We start from the raw sequence: 14,372 nt of genomic DNA, 5'->3' as shown, positions 1-14,372 counted from the left end.
TTCCCCCCTTCTGATCAGTTGTAGTTATTTAATCCTCTAACAAAGCAGATATGTTTCCTGAAAGAGTGCCTTAAGAAAGCACCGAGGCCCAGCAATAGAGCTGTGCCCCGGCGTAAAACTTCCTATATTTTTACAACTAATTTAGCTTACTGACCAAGCTCGTAGCCCAGCATAGCTGAACCCAATATAAGCCGTAATAACTCTATTCTCGTCTCTGCCCTTAATAAAATCAGTCCCAGGCACAAAAAAGGCATCGACTCGCTGGGGAGTAATTCCACCTTGCTGGCTACCAAATATAGCTATTGAGCCTGATCGAGCGTCCTTGATATTTGATATCACTCCGGTAACGCGCAATAATAGCTTTGAATTTTCGAAAAATTTTTGCCCACCACCTACGTTTACAAACTCACCGAGTTCATTATCTTGAACAAGGCCACAGTTTGACTCATCGGCGTTACTTAACCATTCATGCGACCAGGTTTTACCGTAGACCATTCGGGTAACATTACTCAAATGTCGCTTCATCGTCGTTAAGTCTGTAGTTAGCCCACCATACCACTTTAGAAAATGAAGGATATACAGATAATAATGCGCGCCTAAAAGGTCCCCCTGCAAAGACCACTTATCCATAACGCTAATTGCTTCTCCAAGACTAAACAATGGAAGTCTACGATACGCCTGAAACCAACTTATATAGTCTCGCGAAGTAGCAGAGCCTTCATTTATATTATCCATTGCCAAATCGCGAATACGCATGAGATTTTTTGCTTTTAGACTTGACCACCTGTCTATATGTTCATTACGAATGCAGTCTACGATGAGTCTTCGCAAGCAAGGCTTGTCAGAACTTTTTTTCAACAGAGCACTTAAACCATTAAACATTGACTCATAATCACCAAACAAACCACGATATTTCGACAGGCACGTCGATACATACTCACTCTTACTCTGACCCTGAATCCGGCCTACGTGATCCAATAGATCTTTTGCATGTTCCAACTGCGATCGCAACCAACTGGAGCTATTGCCTGAGGCGGTAAAAAGTGACGAATAATTAGCTGACTTTGTAATGAGGCGCATATTTTCAACTATGTATATAGTCATTTGTACGCTTGCCACATACCCATGTTCATCGTCGGAGTCTAACCTTCTCGCCTCTTTGAACGACTCCTCGGCAAGCGTATAGAGCGAGTCAATGGACTCCACAATCTGCTCAGAGTTAATAGGGCGTGAACTTGAGGATTTTAGCAGATCCCGGAGAATCCTCTTGAGTTCGGCTCGATATACCATTCCAAGGGTATGGTGATGCAGAGGATCAGCGTTTTGTTTTTCGATCGCAGTAATAAGAAAACCTTCTGCGATCTCGTAAGATTCATTCAACTGAAAGAGACTATGGCGACCGCGATGATTCCAAAAATGCGCCATGTCTGGGTAGCTTTCTGTCAGCTTTTTCAGAACATTGCCTTGGCCATGAATACTTACAATTGAGGAAATAAGTTGCGAGAATTGAGCTCGAGCACCCTCATCCTGAACCTGCTCTCGACGGATAAAAAGCTGATCCAAAAGTTTAAGAACAATTTCCGCATCATTTGGGCACTTTTCTGATAAGGCATCAATAAAACTACAAGATAAAGATTCCAACTGAGACACCACATCCCCCGCAGCCCCTTCTCCTCCAGCGCTAAGAGAGATAATGCTTTCGGCAATTAGGGGATGCACAATTCTAACCATCTTCCGACCGGATGAAGAATCCTGCACAATCAGCTTCAAAGCATTTTCACAAAATACATCTTCAATTTTATACAGCTCACTTTCTGCCCTATCAGCAATTACCGCCAAAATACTGAGATCAAGGGAAGCCTGCGTGTAGCAGCTCACCAATGACAAGTATCTCAGCAGCATCTTTGATCTTTCAGAAATATCTTTTATGTGTATTGATACATATGAATTAATATGAGTAAAGTTTTCTTCAAAAGCATACAGACCGAAGAAAAATGGTATTCTGTAAGGTAGTAAAGCATCGCTGCTAGCTAGCTTTTCAACTCTCGATTGACGGGCAACATTTTCTTGATAGTATTTAGCAAGGAATAGCCCCGACTCAAGTCTTGTTAAAGGAGAGCAAACTCTAAATTTAGTTTGAACATTATAGCGCCGCTTAACATACACAAAGACAGCACGAACATTCAACACAGCAACCGATTTGAACAGTCGCTCTCTCTCAGCAACACTGAGTATGTTTGCCTCTATTATCACCAAAACAGGAAGATGGGTCATTTGGTAAAGCTGCGCAACACGGTCAGCTGTGGAGCTTGAAAAATTTCGCAATATTACACATGGAAAATCGCGGTGTAGGGACCAAGCTAGACGACGCGCCACAGTCGAACCACCAGCTCCTGGCTCATGCCCAAGCTCTATTGTTTCATTGGTATACGCTTCAAGTTTCTTTAAGACTTCCTTCCTAAACTCAGAATACATTTCTAATTCGACATCGTATCCTTTACCTAGCTCAGCCCAAGTGATGGTATTGCCTCTCAAGAAATCACCTAGATTACCATCTCCAGGAGTATTTTCTAATCCTGGATGAAGGATCTCCAAGTCCTCATCGATATTAAGCAACTCTGCTTGAGAAAAAGAACGAAGATTTCGCTTTAGAAAGGGAGAGTTCCCCTCTTGAATACGTACTGGCAAAAAAATTGTATCCACGCCTGACACTGCGCCGAGATATCGAGCAACCCCCGATATCCAGTTATCTGGCGAACAAGAAATATTTTCGTATTTTTCCTCCAGTCCTATTGGACTTAAGTGTGGCTCATGACTAACTATTACCTTTGCAGCTTCAGGGGACACCACTTCCAATATACGCTCCAGCGTTTTGATGAAATAACTCCGGTCGGATTCATCTGCAAACAACACTAGAACGCATATTTTTTTCGGACTTACTTTGGAGTAAAGTTTTTCAATTTGCTTGTCGATTTTTCGCAAATTGCGATTGCGCCAAGAAGTGAAGTCATTGAATACAGTGTCGGGCCTATTACTTGCCCCCCGCGCCATCAACCAAAGTGCAGCTCGATCAAAATTAATTTCAACTATCGGTTCTACGTCCAACTCATGAAACCCGCGTTGCTTTTGGAGCTCGTCTTTAGCAACGCTCAATACACCATTTGTAGTTGAGTCCGGATTAAAGTCCAACACCGCCGACCAAGGCAGAGTTCCAATAGCGGAATAACTACCATTGCCGGTATTCAATCCGCCTCCGATGACCAAAATATTTATCTGATCACTACTAAAATCTTGACACCCACTAGAAACCAATCGCCAATCCCCCTCCTCATGAGTCTCACTAGTAGGGTCCTGAATTTCAGTTTGGCTGAAAGGTTCCTTCAAGGGCGGTCCAGAATCTGGCAGTTCCATTTTCTTGAAAATAAAAAATTCTTTCAGTTGATGCGCGGCATAAAGCAGTGCTTTGTAGCGTAGGTTTAGCTCAAGAGTCGATTTGTTCGCAAAATTTAAACCAGCTGCTACTCTTGCGAGAATGATTTGCCCGTCTGCAGATGCCATGACGGAGCGATGATTGCTCGAAACCCACTTTTGAAACGGAGCCCTGATATTGCGAACTAAGATTGAGTAAGTTTTATCCTGGATCTTTAGTTTTCTCTGGTCGGTTCTATTTGCATAACTTCCACAATAAGTTAAAAAAGCATCCCATCGAGATACTGTTGCCTCTGGCATTAATTCCAAAATCAAGCTTAGCTCTAAGTAAGCAGGATCATAGAATACTGGCCATGACTCTTGATAGAGAGCAAAGTCAATCATAAAGCAAAACGGCACATCCATTGCGTGATTGAGCTTTATGAGTAAATTATTCCCATGACAGTCACCATGCTGCTGACCAATTATAGGATATAAGTCTGCAGCGCTGGCACTGGAAAGACAAAACTCCAAAGGATTAGGATAAACTGTTCCCGCTGCACTAAAACTGTGCTCGCTCGCCGCGAGACCACACATTTTTAAAAAATCGTGAAGTCGGCCTCCCTCCTCAGGCTTGATCCTATACTCAAGCCATATACTTAACAGGCCAGCCGCGCTCATTGGATCTTGCAAAACTTTATGATTCAGGGCGCTCCACTTTGCCAGATCATTGCAGACACTTTCTAAAACTGAATCGGAGTTGCTATCTATGTTACCAAGCGGGAAAACATACTCAAGCCCGTCAGCGGCAATATTGAATAGATATACTGCAACATCGCCCTCGTAATATTCTCTTAAAAGTCCTGGCAAATGTTGCTCTCCAAAATCTCCAGAGTTAGCTCGAGCCCTTTTAAGTTGCTCCGCCTCTACCGGGAGATTTTGCCAGCTAGACCTGCGCTCCAATTTAAGGATCGCGCTTCCTTTATAATCTTCAAGCGCCACATAAACCAGATATACATATGCCCCAGACTTCCCGGCAAGCTGCCTGTGTAGATTTATTGTTGTATATCGCCATAAGTCTTTGACACCAGTTTGAATATCCGAGAACTCATTAGGCCAAGGATAGCTGACCTGCTCTTCTGGGGCGCTCATATTTAACTCCATGCCAAATTGATTATAAACCATCCAAAATCCTCACTAGATTAAACATGAAGATGTGAGAAGAGAAGTGTGTTGCGGCCATTTTGTTTGTATTTGTATTTTTTGAGACTGCATAACCATTGCCCTTTGTGGGGGCTGTGGCTATAAGCGGTGGTCGGGCACCTAAGGAAACTCCGAACAAGTCCTCAAATGTGCTGAAATACAGCCTCACCACCTGATCCGAGCCGCCCATGAGTCAGATGAGCTTTTCCGACTTCGAATACTCCGGCAAGCGTAAGCAAACACGCCGCGAACGGTTCCTCACTGAGATGGATCAGGTCGTGCCCTGGAACGGTTTGCTGAAGCTGATCGAACCGTATTACCCGAAAGCTGGCGGTGGTCGCAAACCCTATCCGCTGGAAACCATGCTGCGCATTCACCTGCTGCAAAACTGGTTTTCCCTGAGCGACCCGACGATGGAAGAGGCGCTTTATGAAATCACTCCCATGCGCCAGTTCGCGCGCCTGACCCTGAGCGGACCGATCCCCGAAGACACCACGATCATGAACTTCCGGCACCTGCTGGAAAAGCATAAGTTGTCCCCTGCGATCCTTGCCGTCATCAACGGTTATTTGCAGGAAAAAGGTCTTTCCCTGCGCCAGGGCACCATCGTCGATGCGACGATTATTCACGCGCCCAGTTCGACTAAAAACGAGGACGGAAAACGTGATTCCGAGATGCACCAGACGAAGAAAGGTAACCAGTATTTCTTTGGGATGAAAGCGCATATCGGGACGGATGTGGCGTCGGGACTGGTCCACCATGTTCACGGTACGGCGGCGAATGTCGCCGATGTCACCCAGGTTGCCGAACTGCTGCATGGCGAGGAAAACGCGGTCTATGCCGATGCGGGCTACACCGGTGTCGAGAAGCGTGAGGAGCATGAAAATCGCGCGGTGGTTTGGCAGATCGCCGCTCGGCGCAGCACTTATTCCAAACTGAATAAGCGCAGCCTGCTCTACAAGGCCAAGCGCAAAATCGAGTACCTCAAAGCGCAGACGCGGGCCAAGGTCGAACATCCTTTTCGGGTGATCAAGCACCAGTTCGGTTATGTAAAAGTACGCTCCCGTGGGCTGCTGAAAAACACCGCTCAGTTGACCACGCTGTTCGCCCTGTCAAACCTTTGGATGGCTCGAAAACTACTGATGGGTATGGGCGAGTTACGCGTGTAACACGGAGAAATGGGCTGAAAAGCCCGCCAAGACGGTACGCACGGGACGTTTCGCGATAATTAGCGCTGAACGTGGTGGGGTTTACAACTCGCTGCGCGGATGCGGCAAGTTGATCGGAGCTTCCCTAACGATCCGGCTTCTAAATGTGAACCCGACTACGGTTGATATTTGCACAATTCCTGATCACCACTTTCATTTATGGGTTGAGACCCCGCTTCAACCGATGAGCCTCTTTTGGCCGAACGCTGACCGGTCTTGAGCGTCCGCTTATAGCTGTCTCTCATACTCACCTAAAAAAGCAGAACGCGATTTAAAGTCTCTTTGCATCCTTACCGTAGCCAACTGCCGCTAGACACACTCACTCAAACATCCCCTCCAACACACCGTTGCCGCCCCCACTCCCCGCCCCTATAGTCGTTCCCTCGCAGCAACATCCGCGACGACCTTGGCCGGTCGAATTACAACGCAGCATCAGCGTCCACCACACCTTTGCAGTCACCTTTCCGGTGCCCGCGACAGGATGTTATGGCGGCTGTGCGCGGTGATTCCCCGGTCGTCATAGGCGCGCATAGCGGTCATTTTCTTCGTCGTCGGCAACTCAGGTGATTGCTCCATAAACAGGAGCTGTACCGATGATTGACCAGCCACTCTCGCGCTTTACCGCCGTCGACACCCACGACGCCAACCAAGCCGTTTTCTACCTCGACACCCAAGCATCCCTGAGCGATCTGGCCAGCAGTGCGGCCCATCGTTTCACCGTGGTGCGGGATCTGATGGACACGCTGTCCACGCTTAACCTGAAAGACATTGCCGACTGCGACCTGACGCGGGTCACCCGAGGGGTGCATTTGCTCACCCGGGAGGGTTGCGCGGTGCTGGAGGTGATTCAGTGGCGAACGGAGCAAGAGTCCGAAACGCCATTGAACTCAACAAGCGCGTAAAACGCGCATGGCTTTGCTTTGGCTTTTGATCTGGCTTTTTGCTTTTGATCTTCCTGCCCCCTTAACCACGATGGCCGAACGCAGGCATTGAGCCGTGGGTAACCCGGCAGGGATGCCGGGTTAGCCGCCACCCGGCCAGGGATGGCCGGTGGCGGCGGCCCACGGATCAATGCCGGAGTTCGGGCATGCCGAGCCTAGGCGAGGCACCGAGTGGAGGGGCAGGAGCCCTTTGGTTACTTTGGGGCTTTTCCAAAGTGAGTCGCTGTAAGAGCGAAACCGTAAGCAGCCATGACCGCAGCAACGGATATGTACACAGCACCGTATGCAGCCAGGTGAAAAGCATTGGCAGGTTTGGCGAGGACTGCGTCCTCGTGCGCAGCCTCGCTGCGCTCGACAGCGGCTACAGGTTTCGATGGTCAGGGCCATCAGGAAACTGGCTGGACTGATCTAGCCCTTCAGCCTTCATCTATTGAGGAGATCCCCGTGCAATATCCCATCTGCATCGAATGGGGCGACGAACACACCGCCACCGGCATCCAGATTCCTGATATTCCCGGTGCTGTCACCGCGGGCGACACCTTCGAAACCGCCTATAGCGCGGCCATCGAGATTGCTCACGTCATGCTCGAAGAGCTAGCCCGAGCGGGGCACGCCATTCCCCTGCCCTTGCCCACCCACAAACACCGCGCCAACCCCGATTTCGCGGGCATGGGCTGGGGCATGCTGGAGATCGATATCACCCCATACCTGGGCAAGACCGAGAAGGTCAACGTGACCTTGCCCGGTTATGTGATTCAGCAGATCGACCGCTTTGTCCGCGAGCACAACATCAAGAGTCGGTCGTCCTTTCTGGCCGATGCGGCGATGGAAAAGCTCGGGCGCTAAGCACAGATTCAAGAGCGCAACAGAGCGAACGCAGAACGCGTTTGGGGAGGAGCACGCTGGCTGGCGGAACACTCATCGGTGCCGTATTGATTCGCTCGTTAGCGAGCTTCGCTGGCAAGCCAGCGCCTACAGGGGATGGTATTGAGCCGTGGGCAACCGGCCTTGTGGCCGATGCCCGCAATCGGCTCGCCATTGAGTTCGGCTTGGGAAAACGCTTCGAGTATCACGCCAGAATGGCGGGTGGCGTCAGCAAAACGAATGGCGTCTTTCATGTTGTGATTCTTCAGGCTGGAGCCCTAATGGCGAGTCGGCCGCGAATCAAATTTCATTTGAATTCAAAGTACTCTTTCATCATCTCAATGGGCTTCATCGGCTCCACTTTCAAGAAACCCAACACCTCAAAAAACCACGACAGGTTATCTCCCAAAACAGCGATATCGTCCTCATCATTCGACAGTAAGCAAATGGCCAGCCGGGCCATCAAGACGTCCCGATCCTGAAACGCTCGCACGGCGCCTTTTTCGTCGATTTTTGCCCACCAGACCGCAGCCTGCGCCTTGCACTGTTCAATGGGAATATCCCCGGCCACATAAGCTTTCGCCAGAAGCAAAGGGTCCTGCTCGCAGTCAGAGAACTTGATATCCAAGGCCTCCAGAACCTGGATCAAGAATCCGATCTGGTGTTTGAGCGCTGCGCAACTATCAGCTGTTCGAACAATGGAACCCACATTAAATTTCTTAAAATCGAATGCATTCATACATCAACCTTAAAACTGTGCAAAAGATCGCTGCAGGGTGGGCAGAGCGCGTTATGGGGAACAGGCCATTCTCCCAATAAAGGGCCCAGGTCCTGAAACGCTGGCAGTGATTTTGGCCCGATTATCATCGGGGATGCCGACAGCCTGTGGCCGAGTCCCCCTGAGGAGTTGCTCGTCTCCAGGCCGGCACGGCTCATTCGTCCTGGTCTTGTTCTAACCGGTTGCGCAGCTGGTTCAGCACACGGTGGGTAGTCTGGATCTCATCGACTTCCAGCCCCTGTGCTAGCTCGTTGATCCAGGGCGCTTGAAGCTTCAATGCCTGATCGAATGCAGCCTTTCCAGCCTCCGTCAGCACCACCAGTTGCGCTCGGCGATGGTGAGGGTTCGGTTGAAATTCCAGCAGGCCATCCTTCACCAGATCGTTGACGATCCGCTGAACATTCTGCCGATTCGCGCCCATGTCGCGGGCAATCCACGAGACGGGCTGCGCCCGATCGGCAGCGACGATCGTGCCAAGGAGCTGCCAGCGGGCACTGGTGAGACCTATCTCAGCCACCAGGCGATCGCCTGCGGTGAGCATGCGCGCACTGGCTCGAAAGAGCTCGAGGACCAGATCGGTCATGGCGCGTCCAGCGGGGGTGTGGTTTGGTTTTTTCATGCCGCGAACTTTTCCACATTGACATCATGATGTCAATCAAGCTAGTTTTTATCCATCGCACCATCTTGTCATCATGTTTACATTTTGGAGACCGCCATGTTGTCCATTCGCCCGCTTGATCCTGTAGTCCCCATTCATCAGCAACTCCAGTGCAGCGAGTCACCGGTGGTGCTGGTCAACCTGTTCAGCGTCGACGAGGACGATATACCCGAGCTTCTGCGTGCCTGGGAGCTGGATGCCAACTGGATGAAACAGCGTGCCGGTTACATTTCCACGCAGCTCCACCAGGCCATCGGTGGCAGCTGCATGTTCCTGAACTACGCCGTATGGGAGTCGGTGGAGCGCTTTCGCGAAGCCTTCAATCACCCGGACTTCGCCAACGCCCTGGGCCGTTACCCCTCAAGCGCCCTGGCCATGCCCCATCTGTTCACCAAGGTAGCTGTGCCGAACATCTGCACGGCTTGAACACCGCCCCATTGACTGACGGAAAGCGCCCCATGCTCAAACGACTCCACCTCACCGCCAGCCTGCTGGCCCTGCTGTGCATCGCCACGTTCTTTGTCTCGACCCTGCTGGTGGAAAGCATGGGCACCCGACATGCGATCGCTCAGCTCAAGCAGTTGATCGTCAGCCCTGGGCTTTGGGTACTGATCCCGGCGATGGCAGTGGCGGGAGCCAGCGGCATGGGTCTGAGCCGGGCACGACAGGGACGCCTGATCGCCTCGAAGAAAAAACGCATGCCCTTCATTGCCGCCAATGGCCTGTTGGTGCTCGTGCCCTGCGCAATTGTGCTCAACCGGTGGGCGTCGGCTGGCAACTTCGACACGGGTTTTTACCTGGTGCAGATCATCGAACTGATCGCCGGGGCCACCAACCTCACATTGATGGGGTTGAACGTACGTGATGGCTTGCGTCTAAGCGGTCGATTGCAGAGGCCCCTGCCTCAGGGTCGGTAAGCCATACCTTGCCTGGACCGACGCCTTGGCTGGCAAGCCAGCTCCTACACGGGGCGCGGTACACACCGCCCCATCTTCAGGCCGGCCGGCAGGCCGCCGTCAGATTTTGATTTTGATCTTGATCTGAACGCCCCGTTAACCACGATGGCCGAACGCAGGCATTGAGCCGTGGGTAACCCGGCAGGACGCCGGGTTAGCCGCCCCAGGCCATGGATGGCCTGTGGCGGCGGCCCACGGATCAATGCCGGAGTTCGGGCATGCCGAGCCTAGGCGAGGCACCGAGTGGAGGGGCAGAAGCGTTTTGCTTACTTTTGCGCTTTTCAAAAGTGAGTCGCTGTAAGAGCGAAACCGCCAGTGACCACACCCGCAGCAACGGATATGTCCCCCACCCGCCCCCACAAAGTAACCAGACCACCGCAAGGCAAAAACCCACCCTCAAACCTTGAACCGCGCCACCAACCGATTCAGTTCAATCGCCAGATTGGCCATCTCCCCACAAGCACTGGCCGTCTGACTGGCCCCCGCCGAACTCTGGATCGACAACTCACGAATACTGGTCAGGTTCTGATCCGCCTCACGCGCCACCTGCGCCTGCTCTTCCGAGGCGGTGGCAATCAGAAGGTTGCGTTCGTTGATCTGGGTAATGGCCTGGGCAATCTGCTGGAGCGACACATCGGCATTCTGCGCCACCGAAATCGAGCTGCTGGCCATCTCCGCACTGACGTTCATCGCACTCACCGCCTGGGTCGAATCGGCCTGGATCGCGGTGATCATCTGTTCGATTTCCCGGGTCGACTGCTGGGTGCGATGGGCCAGGGCCCGCACTTCATCGGCCACCACCGCAAAACCCCGGCCCTGCTCGCCGGCGCGGGCGGCTTCGATGGCAGCGTTGAGGGCCAGCAGGTTGGTCTGCTCGGCAATCGCGCGAATCACTTCCACCACTTTGCTGATGTCCTGGGCCCTGCCGGACAGCGCCTTGACCTGCTCGCCGGTGCTGGCCACGTTGTCGGCCAGGCCTTCGATGGCTTTGAGGGTCTGGGCCACGTTCTCGATACCCGAGCGGGTGAACTCCATGGACTCGCGGGACGACTGCGCAGCCGCTTCGGCGTTGCGGGCCACCTCGTCCACCGCGGCGCTCATTTCAGTCACTGCGGTGGCCGCTTGGTTGACTTCATCGTTCTGCCGCACCAGCCCGCGGCTGGCATCTTCGGTCACCGCGGTCATTTCTTCCGAGGCCGAGGCCAGCTGGGTGGAGGAGTCGGCGATGTGGGCGATGGTTTCCCGCAGGTTGCTCTGCATCTTGGCCAGGGCGGCCAGCAGGCGGCCGGCTTCATCGCGGCCGCTGATTGCGATCTCCCGGGACAGGTCGCTGCCGGCGATGCGCTCGGCCACTGCCAGGGCATCGCCGATGGGCGAGGTTATGCTGCGGGTCAGCACGGTGGCCAGCACCACGGTGAGCACCACCGTCACCCCCATCAGCACCAGCACCAGCGTCAAGCCGCTGCTGTACACCGACGCGGCGGTGATCCCCGCCTGCTTCGCGCCCTCGTCATTGAAGTCCGAGAGCTTGTCCATCTTCTCTTGCATGATGTTGGTCATCGGGCTGATGCGGGTATTGATCAGGGTGATGGCCGCAGCGTTGTCACCGCTGCGCAACAGCGGCTCCAGCTCGTCCAGCAGCTTGAAGTAAGCCTGCACATCAGTCGCCACCGCCTGGTACAGCTCGCGCTCCGCCGGCCCGGTAATCAGGGGTTGGTACTGGCTGATGGTGCTCTGCAGCGTGTTTCGATAACCACTCAAGGAGGCGATGCGGGTTTGCCGCTGCTGTTCGTCGGTGGTCACGGTGATGCGGATGCTTTCCAGACGCAGGCGCAAGACGCCGGTCTTCATCTTGCCGATCTCGCGGATGCTGGCCATCCAGTTGGTCTCGACATCCTGTTCCGCGTCTCGCAGCTTGCCCATTTGCAGCACCGCGACAATGCCCAGGGCAAACACCACCAGGACAATGAGTGAGAAAAAGGCGGCAGACCGTGGAGCGAGGTTCATTGTCCGGACGTTCATTTTTTATCTCTCTTGGTGGAGTTGTCGGTACTTCGCTGCTGTCATCCCAGGCTATCGACTGTAGGTCATGGAGCTGCAAACAGCCCGACGACCGGTTGATCGACCTGCAGCTGCCTCGGCGCGGCAGCATCAATCAAGTCGAACCACACTGCCCATGCCGCTGCCACCCGGGCTTTTCTTGGCCTGGGCCTGAAATACGACATTGAGCCAGCTGCGCGCTCAACGATGATGGCATTTCGTCATTACCTTAAATCCGCACACGTCATAAAAACATCCCGCGGGAGTGAATTTTTTGTTGTGGCTGGTGTTGCAAGAGGCTGGCGTATCACCCAGTGTCCTCGACCGCGTCCTGAAACCACCATCAGCCACGTCATACAATGCCGCCCCCCACCTTCTGAAGGATCAGCCATGTCCATCACCAACCCAACAGTCATCGATATCTGGGCAATCCCCAAATCCGCGCCCGACAGCCTGCTGTTGATCATGGTCGACCCTCTCGAATGGGGTGACGAAGCGGCGCACAGCGAGCACCTGCTCCTGCTGCAGGAGAAGATCAACACCTACATCACCTTTATCGAAAGTGAGGAGATCTACCGCGAAATTCCCGATGCCTGCGGCAAGCAGCTGATGATCCGGGTCCTGGGTTTGCACGAGCTGCCCGAGCAGGTCGATTGGTTTTTCAAACGCATTGGCGAGCTCCTCAACGAGCGCGGCATTGGCTTCGATTTCGAGCTGAAAGTGACCGAACAGGCTCCCGGCCTGTAGCCCGCCAGCTGCGCGCTGCCCCTCGGTCGAGCAGCGCGCAGCACCACCTTATGCCGGCAGGATCAGCGCCCGGTTAAGCGCAATGAAATCCACATGCCGCTCATGGGAAAAGTCCTCGATCACCTCTTGCAGGTGCACATGCTCCCGCCCATTGAGCGCCATTTCGTTGGCCGCATTGATCAGGAACTCACCCAGCGCCCTGAGCGTGTCCGGCTCGGCGAGAATCGAGATCTCGTCCAGCTGGATGCTCTGCTCACCGCCCACCGCGGTTCCCTGAACGCTAAAGCGTTTCAACGTTGGCAAAGGTCGAACTCCTGTACCCGAAGGTCATGCTCAAATCGAGGTCATGAGCAAGGTTTGACCCATCCCCACTACTGCAAGGGCACATAAATATCCGTCAGCCACTGCTCCAGTGGGGTCTGCGGATAAATACTCAGGTATTCAAAGAACATCGGCTGATCCCGCAGTTCCTCGCCACTGCCCGGCAGCCAATCGCGGTAGATCGGGTAGATGCTTTCACCGATGTGATCCGGCGAGCCCACATGCCGCACCACCGCATAGCGGCCACCGGCAATCTGCATCTCGCCAATACCCACCTCATTGGCCACCACCGCCTCATGAATCTCGCCGCAGATGGCAAAGCGGAATTCCTGCGGCGCCGTGGTATCGGGGTTGTTGAAGGGAATGCCAAAACTGCGACTCGATGCCACCGGCGACTGCCCGCTCTGCATCCGCCAATCGATAAACCTGCGCACGCTTTCATTGACCAGCTCGGCAGGCCCGCAGTGCTCCAGCGCTGCAACCCGGGTGTCGGCAAAGTCCACGATTCGTACCTGCATGATGATGCTCCTGGAAAAATGAGGGATGGCAAATACCGCATTCCAGACCTGCCAGTTCGGCTGCTTCCTGAACGCACTCGGGCTCATGCCGAACGCCCGCCTGAACGCCCTGGAAAACGCCTCGGGGCTTTCGAAACCGGCGCCGAACGCGGCCTCCAGCACCGAGTGGTCCGCCCGGGACACCAGGCGATGGGCCGCACCGCGCAAGCGCATCAGTTGCACATAACGTGCAACCGGCACGCCGACGAAGGCGGTGAATTGCCGATGGAAGTGAAACTCGGAGAAGTTCGCCACCCGGCTCAACGTCCTCACCGACAGATCGCCTTCAAGGTTCTCATTGATGTAGGCGAGTACCGCGTTGAAGCGTTTGGCGTAGGCGGCGTTGATCGACAGGTCAGGCACTGGGCAAAGGCTCCGGGAATAACGGTAGGCACAGGATCGGCTATCCCGGCAGGCACGCGCCTAGCCGCTCTTGCTCAAGGTGCACCCGGGTGGTTCGTGGCAGCCGCCCGGGGTAAGGCCTTGAATCACCCCGCGCCGTGATTGTCCTCATCATTCGACAGCAAGCCAATGGCCTGGCGCGCCAGCAACACAAAGGCGCTCCGGTTTGATAACGGCAGCGGCGCCGACCGAGCGACCACTTGACCTCACTGGCCACTACCCCACACCAGACCGCTCGCATGATGGTTTATGGCGTCGCCGCCAAAGAACGGATATTTTGCAGCCCCCC

The 14,372-nt window shown here is 53.7% G+C and carries 13 protein-coding genes and 1 pseudogene; 6 read left to right on the top strand and 8 right to left on the bottom strand.

All coding sequences use genetic code 11. The features are described 5' to 3' along the window. Window positions 1-141 precede the first annotated feature (141 nt). Window positions 142-4,560, bottom strand: a complete 4,419-nt coding sequence (locus tag LOY69_RS11135) for a hypothetical protein (RefSeq protein ID WP_265074541.1) — start codon at window positions 4,558-4,560, stop codon at window positions 142-144. A gap of 239 nt (window positions 4,561-4,799) precedes the next feature. Here LOY69_RS11135 and LOY69_RS11130 point away from each other — a divergent pair, with 239 nt between their 5' ends. The 3 genes from LOY69_RS11130 (at window position 4,800) to LOY69_RS11120 (ending at window position 7,606) form a co-directional block, all read left to right on the top strand. Beyond that, window positions 4,800-5,780 carry an IS5 family transposase gene (locus tag LOY69_RS11130; protein ID WP_265074540.1) on the top strand — a complete coding sequence of 327 codons (981 nt, stop codon included), beginning with the start codon at window positions 4,800-4,802 and terminating at the stop codon, window positions 5,778-5,780. 632 nt (window positions 5,781-6,412) lie between these two features. Continuing rightward, window positions 6,413-6,721 (top strand): hypothetical protein, encoded by a 309-nt coding sequence (locus LOY69_RS11125; RefSeq protein WP_265074539.1) that lies wholly within the window; start codon window positions 6,413-6,415, stop codon window positions 6,719-6,721. Window positions 6,722-7,204: 483 nt separating this feature from the next. After that, the gene (locus LOY69_RS11120; protein WP_265074538.1) at window positions 7,205-7,606 is read left to right on the top strand and encodes a type II toxin-antitoxin system HicB family antitoxin; all 402 of its coding nucleotides are present in this window, start codon (window positions 7,205-7,207) and stop codon (window positions 7,604-7,606) included. Between the two features lie 98 nt (window positions 7,607-7,704). Here the strand turns inward: LOY69_RS11120 and LOY69_RS11115 are convergent, their stop codons facing one another. The 3 genes from LOY69_RS11115 to LOY69_RS11105 form a co-directional block, all read right to left on the bottom strand. After that, complete coding sequence (locus tag LOY69_RS11115; RefSeq protein WP_265074537.1) at window positions 7,705-7,878, bottom strand: PAAR domain-containing protein; 174 nt, start codon at window positions 7,876-7,878, stop codon at window positions 7,705-7,707. Window positions 7,879-7,931: 53 nt separating this feature from the next. Next, a complete protein-coding gene (locus tag LOY69_RS11110; RefSeq protein ID WP_102880284.1) occupies window positions 7,932-8,363 on the bottom strand; it encodes a hypothetical protein in 432 nt (143 codons plus the stop codon). Window positions 8,364-8,556: 193 nt separating this feature from the next. Next, window positions 8,557-8,985, bottom strand: a complete 429-nt coding sequence (locus tag LOY69_RS11105; protein WP_102880283.1) for a MarR family winged helix-turn-helix transcriptional regulator — start codon at window positions 8,983-8,985, stop codon at window positions 8,557-8,559. Between the two features lie 132 nt (window positions 8,986-9,117). Between LOY69_RS11105 and LOY69_RS11100 the strand changes: the two genes are divergently transcribed. Together LOY69_RS11100 and LOY69_RS11095 are read left to right on the top strand one after the other, a co-directional pair. Beyond that, complete coding sequence (locus tag LOY69_RS11100) at window positions 9,118-9,486, top strand: antibiotic biosynthesis monooxygenase family protein (RefSeq protein ID WP_102880282.1); 369 nt, start codon at window positions 9,118-9,120, stop codon at window positions 9,484-9,486. 32 nt (window positions 9,487-9,518) lie between these two features. Further along, window positions 9,519-9,977 carry a hypothetical protein gene (locus tag LOY69_RS11095; protein ID WP_265074536.1) on the top strand — a complete coding sequence of 153 codons (459 nt, stop codon included), beginning with the start codon at window positions 9,519-9,521 and terminating at the stop codon, window positions 9,975-9,977. Window positions 9,978-10,412: 435 nt separating this feature from the next. Here LOY69_RS11095 and LOY69_RS30535 read toward each other — a convergent pair whose 3' ends face one another. Together LOY69_RS30535 and LOY69_RS30530 are read right to left on the bottom strand one after the other, a co-directional pair. Beyond that, on the bottom strand, window positions 10,413-11,201 hold the full coding sequence (locus tag LOY69_RS30535; RefSeq protein WP_372859300.1) for a methyl-accepting chemotaxis protein: 789 nt from the start codon (window positions 11,199-11,201) through the stop codon (window positions 10,413-10,415). 66 nt (window positions 11,202-11,267) lie between these two features. Beyond that, window positions 11,268-12,023: pseudogene (locus LOY69_RS30530) on the bottom strand (MCP four helix bundle domain-containing protein); the annotation flags it as partial. A 423-nt stretch (window positions 12,024-12,446) separates the two neighbouring features. Between LOY69_RS30530 and LOY69_RS11085 the strand changes: the two are divergent. After that, on the top strand, window positions 12,447-12,803 hold the full coding sequence (locus tag LOY69_RS11085) for a DUF6572 domain-containing protein (RefSeq protein WP_108546317.1): 357 nt from the start codon (window positions 12,447-12,449) through the stop codon (window positions 12,801-12,803). A gap of 48 nt (window positions 12,804-12,851) precedes the next feature. On the opposite strand, the gene LOY69_RS11080 is transcribed toward LOY69_RS11085, so the two are convergent. Together LOY69_RS11080 and LOY69_RS11075 are read right to left on the bottom strand one after the other, a co-directional pair. After that, complete coding sequence (locus LOY69_RS11080; RefSeq protein WP_110597094.1) at window positions 12,852-13,106, bottom strand: hypothetical protein; 255 nt, start codon at window positions 13,104-13,106, stop codon at window positions 12,852-12,854. A gap of 68 nt (window positions 13,107-13,174) precedes the next feature. After that, a complete protein-coding gene (locus tag LOY69_RS11075) occupies window positions 13,175-14,044 on the bottom strand; it encodes an AraC family transcriptional regulator (RefSeq protein ID WP_110597093.1) in 870 nt (289 codons plus the stop codon). Between the last annotated feature and the right edge of the window lie 328 nt (window positions 14,045-14,372).

The organism is Pseudomonas sp. B21-059 (assembly GCF_026016285.1).
GTDB lineage: Bacteria > Pseudomonadota > Gammaproteobacteria > Pseudomonadales > Pseudomonadaceae > Aquipseudomonas > Aquipseudomonas danubii.
Note: the sequence above shows the minus strand (reverse complement) of the source record. Positions and strands in the feature narration are given on the sequence as shown.